At 71.5% G+C, this 17,861-nt stretch carries 19 protein-coding genes; 12 read left to right on the forward strand and 7 right to left on the reverse strand.

The genetic code is table 11. The features are described 5' to 3' along the window. Positions 1–258 precede the first annotated feature (258 nt). Complete coding sequence (locus ACFV9W_RS18215; RefSeq protein ID WP_385761741.1) at positions 259–837, forward strand: TetR/AcrR family transcriptional regulator; 579 nt, start codon at positions 259–261, stop codon at positions 835–837. Positions 838–916: 79 nt separating this feature from the next. After that, positions 917–2,887 carry an FAD-dependent oxidoreductase gene (locus ACFV9W_RS18220; protein WP_385761744.1) on the forward strand — a complete coding sequence of 657 codons (1,971 nt, stop codon included), beginning with the start codon at positions 917–919 and terminating at the stop codon, positions 2,885–2,887. Positions 2,888–2,929: 42 nt separating this feature from the next. Here ACFV9W_RS18220 and ACFV9W_RS18225 read toward each other — a convergent pair whose 3' ends face one another. Then, the gene (locus ACFV9W_RS18225) at positions 2,930–3,850 is read right to left on the reverse strand and encodes a helix-turn-helix domain-containing protein (protein ID WP_385761747.1); all 921 of its coding nucleotides are present in this window, start codon (positions 3,848–3,850) and stop codon (positions 2,930–2,932) included. Between the two features lie 126 nt (positions 3,851–3,976). Between ACFV9W_RS18225 and ACFV9W_RS18230 the strand changes: the two genes are divergently transcribed. Further along, complete coding sequence (locus ACFV9W_RS18230; RefSeq protein ID WP_385761749.1) at positions 3,977–4,795, forward strand: phytanoyl-CoA dioxygenase family protein; 819 nt, start codon at positions 3,977–3,979, stop codon at positions 4,793–4,795. Positions 4,796–4,817: 22 nt separating this feature from the next. Here ACFV9W_RS18230 and ACFV9W_RS18235 read toward each other — a convergent pair whose 3' ends face one another. The 3 genes from ACFV9W_RS18235 to cynR form a co-directional block, all read right to left on the reverse strand. Continuing rightward, a complete protein-coding gene (locus ACFV9W_RS18235; protein ID WP_385761751.1) occupies positions 4,818–5,144 on the reverse strand; it encodes a hypothetical protein in 327 nt (108 codons plus the stop codon). Between the two features lie 189 nt (positions 5,145–5,333). After that, a complete protein-coding gene (locus ACFV9W_RS18240; RefSeq protein WP_370443954.1) occupies positions 5,334–5,411 on the reverse strand; it encodes a 50S ribosomal protein bL37 in 78 nt (25 codons plus the stop codon). An 87-nt stretch (positions 5,412–5,498) separates the two neighbouring features. After that, complete coding sequence (cynR, locus tag ACFV9W_RS18245) at positions 5,499–6,440, reverse strand: transcriptional regulator CynR (RefSeq protein WP_385761753.1); 942 nt, start codon at positions 6,438–6,440, stop codon at positions 5,499–5,501. A gap of 150 nt (positions 6,441–6,590) precedes the next feature. Here cynR and ACFV9W_RS18250 point away from each other — a divergent pair, with 150 nt between their 5' ends. The 4 genes from ACFV9W_RS18250 to ACFV9W_RS18265 all read left to right on the forward strand — a co-directional run bounded on the left by ACFV9W_RS18250 (position 6,591) and on the right by ACFV9W_RS18265 (position 10,661). Then, positions 6,591–7,100, forward strand: coding sequence for a nucleoside deaminase (locus ACFV9W_RS18250; protein ID WP_385761755.1), 510 nt, complete (start codon positions 6,591–6,593; stop codon positions 7,098–7,100). A 67-nt stretch (positions 7,101–7,167) separates the two neighbouring features. Continuing rightward, entirely contained in the window at positions 7,168–8,607 is a 1,440-nt protein-coding gene (locus ACFV9W_RS18255) for an MFS transporter (RefSeq protein ID WP_385761757.1), read from the forward strand. A 103-nt stretch (positions 8,608–8,710) separates the two neighbouring features. Next, positions 8,711–9,556, forward strand: coding sequence for a PP2C family protein-serine/threonine phosphatase (locus ACFV9W_RS18260; RefSeq protein WP_385761760.1), 846 nt, complete (start codon positions 8,711–8,713; stop codon positions 9,554–9,556). Between the two features lie 91 nt (positions 9,557–9,647). Further along, a complete protein-coding gene (locus ACFV9W_RS18265; RefSeq protein ID WP_385761762.1) occupies positions 9,648–10,661 on the forward strand; it encodes an MASE1 domain-containing protein in 1,014 nt (337 codons plus the stop codon). A 43-nt stretch (positions 10,662–10,704) separates the two neighbouring features. Here ACFV9W_RS18265 and ACFV9W_RS18270 read toward each other — a convergent pair whose 3' ends face one another. The 3 genes from ACFV9W_RS18270 to ACFV9W_RS18280 all read right to left on the reverse strand — a co-directional run bounded on the left by ACFV9W_RS18270 (position 10,705) and on the right by ACFV9W_RS18280 (position 12,789). Next, the gene (locus ACFV9W_RS18270; RefSeq protein ID WP_385761765.1) at positions 10,705–11,151 is read right to left on the reverse strand and encodes a Fur family transcriptional regulator; all 447 of its coding nucleotides are present in this window, start codon (positions 11,149–11,151) and stop codon (positions 10,705–10,707) included. Then, positions 11,151–11,357, reverse strand: coding sequence for a DUF2180 family protein (locus tag ACFV9W_RS18275; protein WP_385761768.1), 207 nt, complete (start codon positions 11,355–11,357; stop codon positions 11,151–11,153). Before ACFV9W_RS18275 ends, ACFV9W_RS18270 begins: the two co-directional genes overlap by 1 nt. A 109-nt stretch (positions 11,358–11,466) precedes the next feature. Continuing rightward, positions 11,467–12,789 (reverse strand): family 43 glycosylhydrolase, encoded by a 1,323-nt coding sequence (locus tag ACFV9W_RS18280; protein WP_385761771.1) that lies wholly within the window; start codon positions 12,787–12,789, stop codon positions 11,467–11,469. A gap of 302 nt (positions 12,790–13,091) precedes the next feature. On the opposite strand from ACFV9W_RS18280, the gene ACFV9W_RS18285 reads away from it, so the two are divergent. Genes ACFV9W_RS18285 through ACFV9W_RS18305 form a run of 5 tightly spaced genes read left to right on the forward strand, consistent with a single transcriptional unit; the run spans position 13,092 to position 17,846 of the window. Next, positions 13,092–14,339 (forward strand): ROK family protein, encoded by a 1,248-nt coding sequence (locus ACFV9W_RS18285; RefSeq protein WP_385761774.1) that lies wholly within the window; start codon positions 13,092–13,094, stop codon positions 14,337–14,339. Positions 14,340–14,358: 19 nt separating this feature from the next. Next, the gene (locus ACFV9W_RS18290; protein ID WP_385761777.1) at positions 14,359–15,171 is read left to right on the forward strand and encodes an ABC transporter permease; all 813 of its coding nucleotides are present in this window, start codon (positions 14,359–14,361) and stop codon (positions 15,169–15,171) included. A 29-nt stretch (positions 15,172–15,200) separates the two neighbouring features. Further along, on the forward strand, positions 15,201–15,980 hold the full coding sequence (locus ACFV9W_RS18295) for an ABC transporter ATP-binding protein (protein WP_385761918.1): 780 nt from the start codon (positions 15,201–15,203) through the stop codon (positions 15,978–15,980). A gap of 52 nt (positions 15,981–16,032) precedes the next feature. After that, the gene (locus tag ACFV9W_RS18300) at positions 16,033–17,019 is read left to right on the forward strand and encodes an aliphatic sulfonate ABC transporter substrate-binding protein (RefSeq protein WP_385761780.1); all 987 of its coding nucleotides are present in this window, start codon (positions 16,033–16,035) and stop codon (positions 17,017–17,019) included. Between the two features lie 14 nt (positions 17,020–17,033). Further along, complete coding sequence (locus ACFV9W_RS18305) at positions 17,034–17,846, forward strand: MOSC domain-containing protein (protein WP_385761783.1); 813 nt, start codon at positions 17,034–17,036, stop codon at positions 17,844–17,846. Positions 17,847–17,861: the final 15 nt, after the last annotated feature.

Raw genomic sequence — 17,861 nt, forward strand, 5'->3', positions numbered from 1 at the left:
GGTGCGGGGCACGGCGGCACATCGTAGGCGCTGTGTCCGGTGTGTGTCCGCCTGGTGTGTGGCCGCTCACAACTGCCCCTGGAGTATGGGGAGTTACGGCAGCACTGCATCTGTGATGTATCGGGATGGTCGGTGCGAATCGGCCGCCCCTGAGGGTGATTGGGGTGGTCAGGCCTGTGGGGCAGCTCACAATAATGCGTTATTATTCCGCGGCGAGGTGGAGAGCGCTGAGACATTCGCCAACGCCGGGGAGGGCCTGTGGTCGACCGTGAGGATGTGCTGCGGGCAGCGGCGCGCGTGCTGGCCGAGCGTGGCCTGGACGCCGCCCGGCTGCGTGATGTGGCCCGTGCCGCTGGAGTCTCCATCGGTGCCTTGCAGCATCACTTCGACACGCGCGATGAGCTGTTCCGTGAGGCGTTCGAGTGGTCCATCGAGCAGCTGATCGCCCGCTGGCGGGCCTCGGCGGCCGACGAGCCCGATCCCTGGCACCGCTTCGAGCTGCTCGTCCAAGCCCTCACCGGAGACCCGGAGTTGGAGCGCAGATGCGCCACCTGGACGGAGTTCTGCGCGAGCGCCGCCCGCCACCCAGGGCTCCGCGACGGCGTGCGCTCCGTGCACGACGAGTGGCTCACGCTGCTCACCGGCATCGTCGAGGACGGCGTCGCCCAGGGGGACTTCGTGCCCGTGGTCCCCGTGGACACGGCCATCGCAGCCGTCGCCGCGCTGGTCGACGGCTGCGACATGGCGGTGGCGGCAGGGGGTGGCATGACACCGGAGCGGTACGCGGATCTGCTGCTCGGCACGGCCCGCGCGATGTTCGGAGTCCGCGCGCGCTGAGAGATGAACAGGGCCGACACGCAAGGCAGTTGAAGCACCGACCGCAGGGCGCCGTCGTGCGCCGGGACGGAGAAGCCACATGGATCCGCAGTCGAAGTCGCAGCCGCAGTCGCAATTCCCGCATCTGTTCAGCCCGCTGCGAATCGCAGGCCTGAGTGTGAAGAACCGCGTCGTGTCGTCCGGGCACGACACGGTCCTGGTGCGCGACGGCAAGGTCACCGACGAACTCGTCGCCTACCACGCGGCGCGCGCCGAGGGCGGTGTCGGCCTGATCGTCGTCCAGGTCGGCGGTGTGCACGCGAGCGCCCACTACACCTCGCACGTCCTCATGGCGGACGACGACTCCTGCGTCGAGGGATACGCGCGCCTCGCCGAGGCCGCACACCGGCACGGCGCCACCGTCTTCGGCCAGGTCTTCCACCCGGGCCGCGAGATCCTCGAATCGCCCGACGGCAGCGCCCCCGTCGCCTGGGCGCCCTCGGCCGTGCCCAGCGAGCGCTTCCACGTGATGCCGCGCGCGATGACCGGCGTAGAGATCGACGAGGTGATCGAGGGCTACGGAGAGGCGGCACGCCGACTGCGCGCCGCGGGCCTCGACGGCGTCGAAGTGGTCGCGAGCCACGGCTACTTGCCCGCCCAGTTCCTCAACCCGCAGGTCAACCGGCGCACCGATGGCTACGGCGGCAGCGCGGACGCCCGGCTGCGCTTCCTGCGCGAATCCCTCGCGGCCGCACGCAAGCACGCCTGTGAAGACTTCGTCGTCGGCCTGCGCGTCTCCGGCGACGAACTCGCCCACGACGGACTGAGCCCGGAGCTGGTGTGCGACGTCGCCGCCCGGCTCGACGCGGAAGGACTCGTCGACTACGTGTCGGTGTGCGCCGGAAGCTCGGCCACCCTGTCCGCGGCCCAGCACATCGCGCCCCCGATGGCCCACCCGGCCGGCTACACCACGCCGATGGCCGCGCGCGTACGCGCGGTGGTGGGTGTCCCCGTCATGGTCGCGGGCCGCATCAACCAGCCCCAGGAAGCAGACACCATCATCGCCAAGGGTCAGGCCGACGCCTGCGCCATGACCCGCGCGCTGATCTGCGACCCCGCCATGCCCGGCAAGGCCGAACGCGGTGACACCGAAGAGATCCGCGCCTGCATCGGCTGCAACCAGGCGTGCATCGGCCACTTCCAGTCGGGCCACCCCATCTCCTGCATCCAACACCCGGAGACCGGACGCGAGTTGCGCTTCGGCGCCCTGCCGCTGATCGCACGGCGCAAGCGTGTCGTGGTCGTCGGCGGCGGCCCGGCAGGCCTGAAGGCCGCGGCCGTCGCCGCAGGCCGCGGGCACGACGTCACCCTGTACGAGGCAGGGCGCCGCCCCGGCGGCCAGGTCCTGCTCGCCCAAGAACTGCCGGGCCGCGCGGAGTTCGGGGGAGCGGCCACCAACCTGGAGGGCGAGGCACGGCGCGCCGGAGTCCGTATCGTCACCGACACCCGCGTCGACCACGCCCTGCTCGCGGACACCGCACCCGACACCGTGATCGTGGCGACCGGCGCGAAGCCACTGCGCCCTCAACTGGAGTGCCTGGACGATCCGGTGGTGCTCGACGCCTGGCAGGTCATCCAGGGTGCCCGTACGCCGCGCGGCCGCATCCTCGTCGCGGACTGGCGCGGCGACTGGGTCGGCCTCGGCGTCGCACTCCTCCTGGCCCAGCAGGGCCGCCGAGTCACCCTGGGCGTCACGGGGTTCGCCGCCGGGGAACACCTTCAGCAGTACGTACGCGCGGCCGTGCTCACGGCCGCCGTCCGCGCGAAGATCGAGGTCCTGCCCAACGTCCGCCTCTACGGCGCCGACAACGACACGGCCTACCTCCAGCACACCCTGACGGAGGAGCCCGTGGTCCTCGACGACATCGCGGCGGTCGTCCTCGCGCAGGGCCACACACCCGTCACCGACCTCACGGACCACCCGGACGCCGTCGCGATCGGCGACTGCGTGAGCCCCCGGTCGGTGGAGGAAGCGGTCCTCGAGGGGCTGAGGGCGGGCGCCTCGGTGTGACCGACGGCGGGCCCGTTCGTCCGGCCTGTGCATGCGGCCCGTTCATCCGCGCGGCGTCTGCGGAGCGCCCGTCCGGTACGCGCTCGGCGGCACCCCGAAGCGTTCCCGGAAGGCCCGGCTGAAGTGGAAGGGGCTCGCGAAACCTGAGGCCCGCGCCACCTGACCGATGTCCAGATCGGTGGCGTCGAGGAGCCGTTGGGCGTGGCCGAGCCGCGCGTCCCGCACCGCCTGCATCGGCGTACGGCCGGTCTCCTCGGCGTAGAGATGCGCGAACCGTGAGGGCGACAGGGCGACCTGGCCCGCCAGGGAACGGACCGTGTGCGGGCCGCCCGGATCCGCTGCGATGGCCGCGTCGGCCCGCACCACGCGCGGATCGCGCAGCGCCGTGGCGGCCCGGCCCGCGGCGGCGGTGGAACCGGTGGCCAGCAGCAGCACCTCCTCGATCCCGCCGAGCGCCAGTTCCCGGCCCGGCCCGGCGGCGGCGATGGCGATGCCCGTCGGGTCCTGTACGGGCGGCGCCTCCCCGCCGGCCCAGCGTGCGTCGGCGTGCAGCCGCCGGAAGGCCGCCTCGACCCGGCCGCGCGCCGCGCCGGGCACCCCCGCGACGCAGTACACCCCGCCGTCCCGCGCGTGGTCGCGCAGCCAGGCGGGCCAGGCCGCGCGCGGCTGGAAGTGCACCCACCAGCCGCCCCAGGAACGTACGGAAGGGTCGGTGCGGTAGGCGTGTCGGCGGCGGGCCGGGAGCACGGCGAGGTCGCCCGGCCGCTGGGCGATCCAGGGGCCGCTTCCCCGCACCTGGCCACGCCCCTCGGCGGTCCACATGAGCAGCCAGTTGGCGGCGCCCGCGGCGCGCGTCACCCGGTAGTCGGAAGGCTGCGAGAACCGTGAGGCGACGAGCAGTTGGGCCGGCGGGGACGGTGTGTCGGCAGCAGTTTCAGGCAGGTGCGCGCTGGTGCCCGTCATTCGGAGTCAACCACCCCGGCCGTAGGTTCGGATCGGTCCGCCGCCGCGCGGACCACGAGTCCGCAGCAGTCCAGCACACGGTGTGTGTGCGCTCAAGAGATGCCCGACGGCCGAGAGGAACATCCCGTGCAGACAGACGCGTTCGACGTCCGTGACACCGACGCCTTCCAGGAGCGGTTCCGCACCCGGGGCTACGCGATCGCCCGAGCCCTCCTCGATCCAGCGGAGACCCGCGAACTGACCGAGGAATTCATGGGGTTGCAGGCCTCGGGCCCCGTGCCCGGCCACTTCGAGCCCAAGCCGCAACCGGTCGACGGCGAGCTCGACCCCCTCCTCGCGTACCCCCGCGTGATGCAGCCGCACCGCTTCAACGACCTCGCGCGGCGCCGCCTCCTCGACCCGCGCCTCGCGGACATCCTTGAGGGACTCCTCGGCGAGGAACCCCTCGCCGCGCAGAGCATGTTCTACTTCAAGCCGCCCGGCGCCCGCGGCCAGGCCCTGCACCAGGACAACTTCTACCTGCGGGTCGAACCCGGCACCTGCGTCGCCGCCTGGGTCGCCCTCGACCACATCGACCGGGACAATGGCGGACTCGAAGTCGTCCCGGGCACCCACCTGATGGACCTGTTCTGCCCGCAGGAGGCGGACGCGAGCCTGTCCTTCGCGCGCGAGTACGTGCCGCCGCCCCCGGGACTCGTCCCCGAGCCCGTCGACATGGAGCCCGGCGACGTCCTCTTCTTCAACGGCACACTGGTCCACGGCTCCGGCCCCAACCGCACGAAGGACCGCTTCCGCCGATCCTTCATCTGCCACTACGTCGGCCGGTCCGCCGAACGCATCGCCCGCTACTACGCATTGCAGACGATGGACGGCCACGTGGTGCGGGCGCGGGAGAGCACCGGCGGCGGCCCGTGCGGAACGGAGTTCGCACCGGACCCGCACTGACGGCCCACACACGCCGCACGCTTCACACCGTGTCAGGGCCCGGCCTGCCGTTGATCTTGTCGATGGCCTGGCGTGCCTGCTCACCCGGTGCGTGTCCGTTCGGTGCCAAGGCCGGCAGGGCCGTCGAGGCGGCCTGGGTGGGTTTCGCGTGGGAGGCGGTCGGCGGACGGGAGCGCAGCCGGTGGCTCACCGCCTCGTCCAGGGTCACGGTCCGTTGCGCCCGCGCGGCGAGCCTGCTCGCCTCCTGCCCGATCGCGGCGACGTCCTCCCACGTCAGCCGCAACACCACGGCGAGTTCCGCCTCACCGTCGGGCAGTGCGTGCAGCGATGGTCGGCCGGCTTCCGTCATCTCCACGGTCCTCCTCCACGCCTCGCGGCGCGTAGTGAGCAGTGCGTCGCACAGAGATACGCGCGTCCCGGCGGGCGCGTTCAGAACCGGCGGGACACAGTGGGGCGCGGCGGGGTGTAAGCCCGGGAAAACGGAAGCGGGGCGGCAGAAGTGCTCTGCCGCCCCGCTCCGTATCGCTGCCGTCAGTCCTCAGGACTGGGGACGGCTGCCGTGGTTGGCGCCGTTCTTGCGGCGGGCCTTCTTCTTACGGCGTCGCTTCGAGGACATCGATACCTCCCAGGGTGTGGTGTTTCTTGTGGTTCTCCCTGGATCTGTCCAGGCAGCGCCCGGGCTCATACCCGTGATCATGCATGCTTAATGTGTGTCCTGCGTCACATGAGGTTCGGGCTCGGGAGGGCGGAACGGGTGGGCCGCCACGTGCGCGCGAACGAGCCCCGCGAAGGCGTCCGCCGCCGCGCTCCGATAGCCGTCCGCGCGCCGCAGGAGGGCGGCCGTCCGCGTGGGCAGCGGAGGGTCGACGGGGAGCGGCGTCAGGTGCGGATGGCCGTGGGTGACCGGGTCCGGGAGGACGGTGGCGAGACCGGTGCGCCGCACGATGTCGACCAGCGTCTGCAGGGAGTTGGCCTCGACCGCGATCAAGGGCCGCACCCCGTGGTCGGCGAAGTACGCGTCGATCCGCCCGCGCGTGGCGAAGTCCTTGCTGAGCAGCGCGAGATGCAGGCGGTCGAGGTCGGCCGCCGCCCACGGCCCGTCCGCCGCACGGTCGGAATCGGCCCCGCCGCCCGTGACCAGGCTCAGGTTCTCCGTGAACAGCGGCTCCACCGCGACCCCCGGCAGCTCACCGCCCTGAAACGCGATCCCCACATCGCAGGCGTCGGCGAGCAGTTCGGCCTCAAGGAGGTCCTGCGTCAGCTCCCGCACGGAGACCGTGATGCCCGGATGGCGCTCCCGCAGCGCGGCGATCAGCGGCCCGACGAGATACGCGGTGAACGTCGGCGTCACCCCCAGGCGCAGATGCCCGCGCGACAGGTCCCGTACGTCATGGATGGCACGCTCCCCGGCGGCCAGGTCCCGCAGCGCCCGCCGCGCGTGGTCCAGATACGCGCGCCCCGCATCGGTCGGCCGCACGGTGCGCCCGCCGCGGTCGAGCAGCTGTACGCCCAGGTTCCGCTCCAGCTGTCTGACCTGCTGGGACAGCGTCGGCTGCGAGATCCGCAGCGCCTCGGCGGCGCGGGTGAACCCCGCGTGCTCGACCACGGCCATGAAGTAGCGCACCTGGCGCAGTTCGACGGACATCCCTCCAGCGTAGGAGCAGGCATAGAGAACTCCAATAGAAGTCAGGCTCATCGAGTCTTTGACGCTATGGATGCAGTTGATGCACGGTGAATCCATCGGTTCGCTCCTTCGGGAGCGACCGGGCAGGAACGGCACGAGAAGGAGCTCGCCATGGACGTCAAGGACTTCGCACAGCGCACCATCGACATCGCCCGCGCCAATGTCGCCGACGGAGGCCGCCCCTTCGCCACCGTCATCGTCCAGAACGGCGAGATCCTCGCGGAGAGCCCCAACCAGGTCGCACAGACCAACGACCCCACCGCGCACGCCGAGATCCTCGCCATCCGCGAGGCCTGCACCAAGCTGGGCACCGAGCACCTCACCGACGCCACGATCTACGTCCTCGCCCACCCGTGCCCGATGTGCCTCGCCGCGCTCTACTACTGCAGCCCCGCCGAGGTCGTCTTCGTCACGACCCGCGACGCCTACGCCCCGCACTACGTGGACGACCGCAAGTACTTCGAGCTCGACACCTTCTACGGCGAGTTCGCCAAGGACTGGGACGAGCGCCGGCTGCCGATGACCTACGAGCCGCACGCCGACGCCGTCGACGTCTACCGCGAGTGGCAGCGGCGCAACGGCGGCGACCGCCGCGTCCCCGGCGCCCCCACCAGCGCCTGAGGCCCTGCCGGGGTGCGAAGATCATCCCGCCCTTTCGGAACCGGACACCGACGGACCACCACACAACATGACACAGGACTGCGCCGCCGCCGCGGCCACCGCCGCACCGGCACCGCCCGCCCCGCCCCGCCGCTGGTGGGGCCTGGCGGTGCTCGGTCTCGCCCAGCTGATGATCCTGCTGGACGCGACCATCGTGAACGTCGCACTGCCCTCCATGCAGCGCGACCTCGGCATGAGCGACGCGGCCCGCCCCTGGGCCATCACGTCCTACACCCTCGCCTTCGGCGGGCTGCTCCTGCTGGCCGGCCGGATCGCCGACCTCGTCGGACGCAAGCGGGTCTTCCTGACCGGCCTGGCAGGATTCGCCGTCGCCTCTGCGGCGGGTGGCATGGCCCCTGGCTCCGGAACCCTGTTCGCGGCCCGCGCCCTGCAAGGTGTGTTCGCCGCGCTGCTCGCCGCGAGCGCCCTCGCCCTGATTACGACGACCTTCCCCGACCTGCGCGAACGCCGCCGCGCCATCGCGATCTTCGGCGCACTCGGCGGCGCGGGCGGCGCCCTCGGTGTCACCCTCGGCGGCGTACTCACCGAGACCGCGGGCTGGCGCTGGTGCCTCTACGTCAATGTCCTGTTCACCGGCGCGGCCCTCGCGGGAAGCGTGCTCATGCCGCCCGATACGGCGCCCCGCACCCGCGGCCGCCTCGACGTGCCCGGGGCGCTGCTCGCCTGTGGCGGGCTGGCACTGCTCGTCTACGGGTTCAGCGCGGCGGAGAACAGCGGCTGGACGGGCCGGCCCGTGGTCGCGGCGCTGTCGGCGGGCCTCGTGCTGCTCCTCCTCTTCGCACTCTGGTTGCGCAAGGCCCGCACCCCGCTGCTCCCGCCGCGGCTGCTGCGCGACCGGTCCCGGGTGGCGGCCCTCGTGGCGGGGGCCTGCCTGATGGCGGCGCAGCTGTCCCTCTCGCTCTTCCTCACCTTCCACCTGCAGACCGTCCTCGGCTGGTCGGCGGCCCGCACCGGACTCGGCTTCCTGCCGCTGAGCGTGATCACCACGCTGACCGCGACCCAGCTCGGCACCCGCCTGCTGCCCCGGTTCGGTGCTCGCGTGATGATGGTGAGCGGCCTGTGCGTCTCCGCGGTGGGCCTGTGGTGGCTCAGCCGCCTGACGGTGCACGCCGACTACGCGACCGGCATCCTGCCCGGCATCGCCCTGTTCGGCATGGGCATGGGCGCCACCTTCCTCGCCCTCATGACGACCGCCACCGCGAACCTCCCGCCCGAGGACTCCGGTATCGCCTCCGCGGCGCTCAACTCGGCCCAGCAGGTCGGTGGCTCGATCGGCTCCGCGGTCTTCAACACCGTGGCGGCTGGCGCGGCCGCCGGTTTCGCGGCCCCGCACCGCACCGCGCTGCTGCACGGCTTCACCACGGCGGTGCGCTGGCCGCTGGCCGGTCTGCTGGTGGCCGCGCTCGGTGCGGCGGTGCTCGCCCGGCCCCGGCACCCCGCCAAATAGCGCGGGCGAGGAAAACGGCCGTACCGCTCGCGCGGGCCGTTGACGTGCGACCGGGCCGCTCGCCGGGCACAGTGGGGAAAAATCTCCTGGAACGGGGCGAACGATGTTCCGCAGCGAGTCCCTCGAGGACGGTCAGGCACTGCTGACCAAGCTCGGTGCGCTCACCGCCCGGGCGCGGGAGCTGGCGCAGTTGCAGCGCTCACGGGTCGAACTGGCGGTGGCGCTGCAGCGGGGCATGCTGCCCCGCGACCTGCCCCGCCCCGACGGCGTCCGCCTCGCTGTGGGTTACATGCCCGCCAACCACGGCCTCAACGTCGGCGGCGACTGGTACGACGCCTTCACCATGGCCGACGGCTGCATCGGCCTGTCCATCGGCGACGTCCAGGGGCACAACATCCAGGCGGCCGCGTACATGGGCCAGGTCCGTGTCGTGCTGCGCGCGCTGGCCTCCGTCACCGGGGACCCGGGCGAACTGCTCGGCCGCACCAACGACCTCCTCGTCTCCCTGGACACCGACCTCTTCGCCACCTGCACCTTTCTGCGGCTCGACCCGGCCAGCGGCACCCTGGAGACCGCCAGGGCCGGCCACATCCCGCACATCTGGGCCACCGCCGACGGCCGGTCCGGCATTGACGACACGGAGGGCGGGCCCCCGCTCGGCGTGCTGGAGGGGGCCACGTTCCCCGTCGCGTGCCATCGGCTGACCACCGGCGGTGTCTTCGTCCTGCCCACCGACGGCGTCGTCGAGGGCCCCTCGCTCGACCTCGACGACGGGCTCGGCCAGGTGCGGCGGCTCGCCGAGGTGACCGCGGCGGCCGGTCTGGGCGTCGACACACTCGCCGGGGGAGTGATGAAACTGGCGGACTCGGTGGGTCACGAGGACGACGCGGCCGTCCTCGTCGTCGGCCACGACGTCGGCTCGGCGGGGAGACGCCCGCAGGACGGCTGAGGCCCACACGAGCGGAGGGCTTCGCGTGGCCGAGGAGACCCGGTCGGTGTCTGATGGCGCTGTGGTGGTTTCTCGGCGGTTCCGACCGGCCATGGAGATGGCCCTGAAGGCACTTGCCGTGGCTGCCTGCTACTACGCGGCAGGGCGCCTCGGCCTGCTCGGGCAGGTCGGCGTCGAGGGCGTGGTGGTCACCCCGATCTGGCCGCCGACCGGCCTCTCGGTGGCCGCCCTGCTGGTGTTCGGCGTGTGGGTGTGGCCCGGCATCGCACTGGGCTCCTTCCTCGTGATCACCTCCCTCACCACCCCCGACCTCACCTCGATCGTCACCGTCGCGGGCAACACCGCGGGACCGCTGTGCGCCCTGCTGCTGCTTCGGGCGGTCGGCTTCCGGCCCGAGGTGTCACGGCTGCGCGACGGGACCAGTCTGGTCTTCCTCGGCGGGCTCGGCGCCATGCTGATCAGCGCGACGGCCGGCGTCGCGCCACAGGTGTGGACGGGGTCGCTGGCCCCAGGGGACTTCCTGCCGGTGTGGCTGGCCTGGTGGGTGGGCGACACCATGGGGGTGCTGCTCGTGACCCCGATGCTGCTCGTACTGGCCCGGGGCACGTTCCTGCCCCGCCGGCAGTCGGCGGCGCGCATACCCGTCCGGCGCTGGGTGGAGGCCGGGTGCCTGGGGATCGCGTCCCTGCTGATCGTCCCGTACGCCGTGTTCAGCTCGCCGAGCATGCTCTTCCTGGTCTTTCCGCTGCTGATCTGGGCGGCGCTGCGCTTCGAGCTGGCCGGAAGCATGGTCTGCGCGCTGTTCGCGTCCGTGCTCACCACGTTCGCGGCGCACGATGACCGCGGCACGTTCATCGACCTGTCCAACATCGAGGTCATGACCAAGCTGCAGGCCTTCAACGGTGCTGCCGCGCTGACGGCGCTCCTGCTGTCCGCGCTCGTCACGGAACAGCGCGCCACCCGGCACTCGGTGCAGCACGCCTGCAACGAACTCGCCGAACTCCTGGAACACCTCGCCGCGGGCGAGGACCCGACGGAGTCCTCGGGCCGTCGCGCGCCCGAGGCCCCCGACGGGACGTCCGAGCTCAGGGACGACGGGCGGTGAGCGGCTCGAAGGGCGGATCGGCGGCGTAGTTCCGGGCCGTGCCTCAGGCGGGCCGCTCGGAGGCGCGGCGGCAGTCGGCGCACCGGCCCCACCAGGTCACCTCCGCCTCGTCGACGGCGAAGCCGCTGTCCTCGACCGGGTCGAGGCAGGGGGCCGCGCCGACGGCGCAGTCCACGTCCTCGATCCGGCCGCAGGAGCGGCAGACCAGATGATGGTGGTTGTCGCCCACGCGCAGTTCGAACCGGGCGGGGGAGCCCGCCGGCTCGATGCAGCGCACGAGGTGGACCCGGGTGAGGTCCTCCAGGACGTTGTAGAGGCCCTGGCGCGACAGGCCCCCCGCGGAGCCCTCGGCCCCCGCCCTGATCCGCTCCTCCAGGTCGGCCGCGGACGCGTGCGGCAGTCCCTGGAGCGCGGCCAGCACGGCGCGCCGCTGCGCCGTGCTGCGCAGGCCCCTGTCCCGGAGCAGTTCGCCCGCGTCCCGGCCAGGCACTACGCGGCCTCGGCGGCCAGGCAGGTGCGGCAGACGACGCGCCGCCCGGCGAGGCGGCTGGTCGAGCGGCTCATGCCGTTCGCCCGCTGGACGTGCGTGGGGAGCACGCGCGCGTGGTCGTGGCAGGTGGCCAGGCCGCAGCGGGTGCAGATGCCGATTCCGGTCGAGTCGTGGCGGTTTTCCTGGATGCAGTCGTAGCAAGCCATGTCGGGGCCTCCGTGGTGATGTGTTACCGGAGGTGGCAGACGTCACTGGCTGCGCTGATATGTACCTCGGTTTCTTTTACAGTACGTCCCAGTTTGGATCGAGTCCAATCTAGGTCCGCTTCACGTAGAGGCGGTTCCCCTTCGGGCCCGTCCACTCCAGGCGCACGACACCGGCCACCGCGGCGTCGCCGGAGCGGGACGGATCGGACCAGTACCCGAAGGCGGGATTGCGGAAGAACGTCGCCCAGAGCCCGCCGCGGTGGTCCTCGAAGAAGTTGTTGTGCCCGGCGCCGACGCCCGCGGTCCAGCGCTTGGAGTACGGCCCCTCCAGGTGGTCCGCGACGGCGACGACCGCGTCGTACTGGTACTGCGTGCGGCCGGCGCCCGGCGGGTCGTAGGCGTGCCGCGTGCTGCCGTCGGCTGCGGTCGAGGCGCGGTCCCACGCCGCGTGCACCAGGAAGTACTTGCCGCCGTACTTGAAGATGTACGCGCCCTCCAGGTATGGCTCGGGCGTGTACGGGGTCTGCCTGAACGCCGGGAGGCCCGTCGTCGGGGCGATGTCCTCCATGTCGTCGCGGAACTTCGCGTACACGTGGTTGTGCAGCACCAGCCACGCGTCGTCGCCCTCGGTGAACAGGCCGCCGTCGATGTGGTGGTACGCGCCGGGCTTGATGAACGCGGGCCCGCCGGGCACCACGTCGCCGAACGGCTTGTCGAGATTGCCCTCGACGAGCCGGTAGGGGCCCTCGACCCCGCCGTCGCTGACCAGCATGAAGGAGCCGACCAGTTGGGAGTGGTCGCCCATGCACGCCACGATGTACCACTTGCCGCGGAAGCGGTGCAGCTCGGGCGCCCAGGCGTTGGCCCGCTTGCCGAACTGCTCGTCGTGCCAGTACTCCTGCCAGGGTGCGACGACCGTGCGCCCCGGCCGGTTCTCGTCCACGAACTCCGGAGACCACACCTTGCCGCGCTCGGCCCCGGGCCGGATGCCGGTGGTGTCGGCGAGGCGCCACGGGCCGTGCAGCGACGGGGCCGTCCACACGAAGATGCCGTCGTTCCAGGGCCCGGCCGCCGATAGGCCGGGCGCGCGGGTGGTGCCGGTGGCCACGTACAGCGGACGGCCGCCCACGACGAAGCAGTTCACGTACGTGTCGCGCAGCCAGACTCGCCCCAACTCCTCGTCGCGCGGCCGCAGTTCCAGCGGCAGGACGAACGAGTTGTCCTCGCGCGGCCACAGATCCTCGCGGGTGTCCGCGAGCCCGTACGGCTCAAGCGTCGGCCAGTTGGGAGGATAAGGCCTTCTCGTGGCGGGGCGGGCGGGTTCCGCGAGCGCGGAACCCGAGGGGAGCGCCACCGCTCCCATGGTTCCGGCGAGGCCGGCCAGCACTCCGCGGCGGCCGATGTGCGCTGCGTTGGTCTCTTCCCGGGGCATCAGGCGTGGCTCCTCGGCTGGACGGTCCGGTGTGTGCGCAGCATGCTTCAGCGTGCCCGGGATTTAAGTCAAGAGTTCCTACATAAATGAACGCGTGAGGGGCGGGCCGGTGGCCGAGAGGGGGCTGGTCAGCGCCGAATGTTGCAGTCGTATGGCGTTCCGGGACTGTGCCCCGTACCGGCTGCCCGTGGGGCGTCGTCGCGTTGCCGCAGGTCAAGTGCAGTGCGGGGGAGAGGTGTTGGGGGAAGGGAGCGTCGCGAGTATTTCGGTCCGACTCATTGACGAAAATCGTCGGCCCTCACATGCTGTCCGGCATGCACGAACACGACGGCCCGCTGACGCGGCTCCGGCGCGGCCACGAGCAGTCCGTCCTCGAACTGCTGCGCAAACAAGGCCCCCTGAGCCGCGCCGAGTTGGGCATCCGCAGCGGACTCTCCCGCACCACGCTCCACGACATCGTCGCCGACCTGCTGGCCAGCGGCGCCGTGGTCGCCGCCCCCGCGCAGGTCGAGACACGCAAGCGCGGCCGCCCGGTGGAGAAGCTCAGCCTCAACCCGGCCGCCGGTGAAGCGGTCGGCATCGACTTCGCGCGCCGCGCCGTGCACGTCGCGGCCGTCAACTTCGCCCACGAGGTGGTCGGTTCGGCGAGCGAGCCGCACGCCCCGGATCTCTCCTGGCCCGAACGCGTCGACCTCGCGGAACGGCTCCTCGACGCCCTGGCCACCGGCCCGCCCGCTGCCGATACGGGCGCGGCCGGTGGTCAGGGCCGCTCCCGCGGCGTGCACCTCGACGCGCTCAGCGCCATCGGTGTGGGCGTCGTCGGACCGATCGCCGACCCCGGCAGCGAACACGCCCACGCCCAGGGCATCGACGGCCTCCCCGACCTGCTGCGCAAACGGTTCGGGGTGCCCGTCCTGCTGGACAACAACACCCGGCTCGCCGCCCTCGCCGAAGCCGTCTGGGGCGCGGCGGCCGACAGCAGCGACGTGCTCTACCTGCGCCTCTCGCACGGCGTCGGCGGCGGACTCGTCGTCGGCGGCGCACTGCACCGCGGCCGGTACGGCCTGTCCGGCGAGTTCGGACACATCACCGTGGACCCCATGGGCCGTACCTGCGAGTGCGGCGGAACCGGATGCCTGGAGACCCGCGCCGCACTCGACGCCGTCCTGTGCCGCTACCGCGAATCCGGCGGCCGCGCCCAGGATCACGCCGGATTCCTCGAAGCGGTCACCGCCGCCGAACCGACGGCCCTCGCGGTACTGGAGCGCGTCGGCACCGACGTCGGCACCGTGCTCGCCGCGGTCTGCCACGTCGTCGGCGCGGGCGTCATCGTCGTCGGCGGCGAACTCGCCGAGGCGGGAGCCGCCCTCCTCGACCCGGTCGAACGCACCCTGCGCCGGCACCTGATGCCGATGGCCCACCACCACGTGGACCTGCGCCGCGCGACGCTCGGCGAGGCCGGCAGCGCGCTCGGCGGCATCGCCCTCGTCCTCCACGAATCCCCCCTCCTGACCCACTACCCGCCGCCCGTCTCCGAGGAGCACGCGTGAAGCCATCAGCGAGGACACCATGGCTGTGATCACCCCCGCTCAGAAGACCACCACCGAGGCCCGGCGGCAGCCACCGCGCCGCGGCCGCGGCCGACCCCTGATCCTGAACATCGTCGCCGTGCTGGCGGGCATCGCCGTATGGGCCGCGGTGGCCGCCCTGGGCTGGGTCGAGAACCTGCCCACACCGGCGGCCGTGGCCGAGAAGGCCGGCACCATGATCTCCGACGGCACGCTGGCCGACGACACCCTCGCCAGCCTGCGCCGCGTCCTGTTCGGCTACGCCCTCGGCGTGCTCGCGGCCGTGCCGGTCGGCTTCCTCATGGGCTGGTACCCGACGGTGCGCGCCCTGGTCGAGCCGTACATCCAGTTCTTCCGCACCATCCCGCCGCTCGCGCTGATCCCGCTGGCCGTGGTGCTGCTCGGCATCGGCGAGGTGCCGAAGATCGCCGTGATCTTCCTGGCGTCCTTCATGGCCTGCGTCGTCTCCTCCTTCCAAGGGGTGGTCGACGTCGACAAGACACTCATCAACGCGGCCCGGGTGCTCGGCGCCTCGGACCGCACCATCTTCGCCAAGGTGGTCGTCCCCGCCTCCACCCCCTTCATCCTCGTCGGCATGCGCATCGGTCTCGGCGCGTCCTGGGCGACCGTGGTCGCCGCCGAACTCATCGGCGCGCAGGAGGGGTTGGGGTACCGGATGCAGAAGGCGTCCACCTGGTTCGAAATGGACACGATCTTCGTGTCCCTGATCTCCATCGGTGTGCTCGGACTCGTCATGGACCGGCTGTTGCTGCTGGCCGAACGGCGGCTCACCGGCTGGCAGGAGCGTCGATGAACGGCAAGGCAGCGCACGACGGGACGACGATGGACAGCAAGATCAGTTTTCGGGACGTGGTGAAGACCTTCCCGCTCAAGGGGACCACCTTCACCGCGCTGGACGGGATCAGTCTGGACATCGCCGACCAGGAGTTCGTCACGGTCGTCGGCCCCTCGGGCTGCGGCAAGTCCACCCTGATGAGCATGGCCGCAGGACTCCAGGAACCCGACTCGGGCTCCGTCCTCGTCGACGGCACACCCGTGTCGGGACCTGGACCCGACCGAGGTGTGATCTTCCAGCAGTACGCGCTGTTCCCGTGGCTGACGGTCCGCCAGAACGTGGAATTCGGCCTCAAGTTGGCCTCCGTACCCACCGCGGAGCGCCGCCGCCGCGCCGCGGCCGCCATCGCCCTCGTCGGCCTCGACGAGTTCGCCGACGCTCTGCCCAAGACTCTGTCCGGCGGCATGAAGCAGCGCTGCGCCATCGCCCGAGCCTACGCGGTCGACCCTCAAGTCCTGCTGATGGACGAGCCGTTCGGCGCCCTCGACGCCCTGACCCGGGTGCAGTTGCAGGACCAGCTGCTCGCTACCTGGAGCCAGGAGAAGCGCACCGTCCTGTTCATCACGCACGACGTGGACGAGGCGGTCTACCTCGCCAGCCGCGCCGTCGTCATGGCCGCGCGGCCCGGCCGCATCCACCGTGTCATCGACGTCGACCTGCCCTACCCGCGCACCGAACAGATCCGGCTCTCACCAGAGTTCCGCCGCATCCGCAACGACGTGTGGACCTCGGTCTACCACCAGGACGCGCCACCCCACGCCGCCTGATCCACCCCCCCGCTCATACATTCCCGCGCACCGCCCCGAGAGGACCTCCAGCATGCCCAGAAGCAGGATCAGGCGCACCGCCCGCACGGCGCTGCCCGCCGCCCTGATGCTCTCGCTCTCCGTCACCGCCTGCTCCGGAGGCGGCTCGGGGGACGACAACACGGTCCGCTTCGGCTACATCGCCGACTACAACGGCGCCAGCCTGCTCGCCATCGCAGAGAAGCAGGGCCTGTGGAAGAAGGCCGACCTCACCGCGAAGGTGAAGGCGTTCAACAACGGCCCGGTGCAGATCCAGGCGCTCAGCGCCGACAGCCTCGACTACGGCTACATCGGCCCCGGCGCCATGTGGCTGCCCGCCTCCGGCAAGTCGAAGGTCATCGCCATCGACACCCTCACGTACGCGGACCGTGTCATCGGGCAGCCGGGCATGAAGTCCATGAAGGACCTCAAGGGCAAGCGGGTCGGCGTCCCCGAGGGCACCTCCGGCGACATGATCCTCAACATCGCCCTGGCGAAGGCCGGGATGACGACCAAGGACATCACCAAGGTCAACATGGACCCGTCCACCATCGTCTCCGCCTTCTCCTCCGGAAAGATCGACGGCGCCGGCTTCTTCTACCCCGCCATCGACACCATCAAGAAGAAGGTCCCCGGCCTGCACGAGATAGCCAGCACCAAGGACACCGAGGACTCCTTCCCCACCGCGTTCGTCGCCGGGAACAAGGTGCCCGAGGCCAAGAACAAGAAGGTCATCAAGGTCCTCCAGCAGGCCAACGACTGGCGCAAGGAGCACCCCGACGAGACCGTCGCCCTCACCGCCAAGATGCTCCAGGTGACCGAGGCCCAGGCCAGGGCCGACGCCTCCCACGTCGAAACGCTCTCCACCAAGGACCTGGTCGCCAAGACCAAGAGCGGCGAGGTCGACACATGGCTGAAGAAGCTCGGCGACTTCTTCGTCCGTAACAAGCAACTGGACGACAACACCGACCCGGGAAAGTATTACGTGGCCGATCTGTACTCGGAGACATACGCCAAGTAGGGGAGCACAGGCCCATGACACCCGTTCACGGACTCCAGGTCACCTCGCTGACGAGCACCGCCATCAAGGGACTCGGAGTCGTGCCGCGCGACGAGGTCGAGCTGACGAGGACGGGAGTCGCGGGCGACCGGGCCTTCCTCATGGTGGACGCGGAGGGCGACCTGCTGTCCATGACCCGCACGGGAGCATGGGCCGGACACACCGCCCACTACGCGCAGGAGTCCGGGACCCTGACCGTGACCTCCCCGGACGGTTCGGAGGTCACCGGCGAGGTGCGCCTCGGCGACGCGCTGGAGGTCGACTTCTTCCGGCACCACAAGGTGCCCGGGCGCGTGGTCGAGGGTCCGTGGGCCGAACTCTTCTCGGACCGCGTGGGCCAACCGGTGCGCCTGGTGCGCCCCGACGCCGAGAACGGCGGCGTGGACCTGCGGCCCGTCACCCTCCTCGGCGACGCCTCCGTCGACGAACTGGCCCGCAGGTCAGGCCTCGACGCGGTCGACAGGCGACGCTTCCGCATGACACTCGGCTTCAGCGGCGGCGAACCCCACGCCGAGGACACCTGGGAGGGCCGCACGGTACGTGTCGGCGAGGCCGTGCTGCGCGTCGAGGGCCCGGTGAAGCGCTGCGGCGCCGTGAACCGCGACCCGGCCGACGGCTCCGGGGGAGTGCGCGCGCTCTCCCTGATCAAGGGCTACCGGGGCCTGGGCCGGAGCACCCTGGGTCGCGGTGTCCTGTTCGGTGTATACGCGGACGTGGTGACACCGGGCCGTATCAAGGTCGGCGACACACTGGAGCTGGACGCGGCCCCGGTGGCGTCGAGCCACTGAGCGGGCCCGCCCACC

It is taken from the genome of Streptomyces sp. NPDC059897 (assembly GCF_042730865.1).
Classification (GTDB): domain Bacteria; phylum Actinomycetota; class Actinomycetes; order Streptomycetales; family Streptomycetaceae; genus Streptomyces.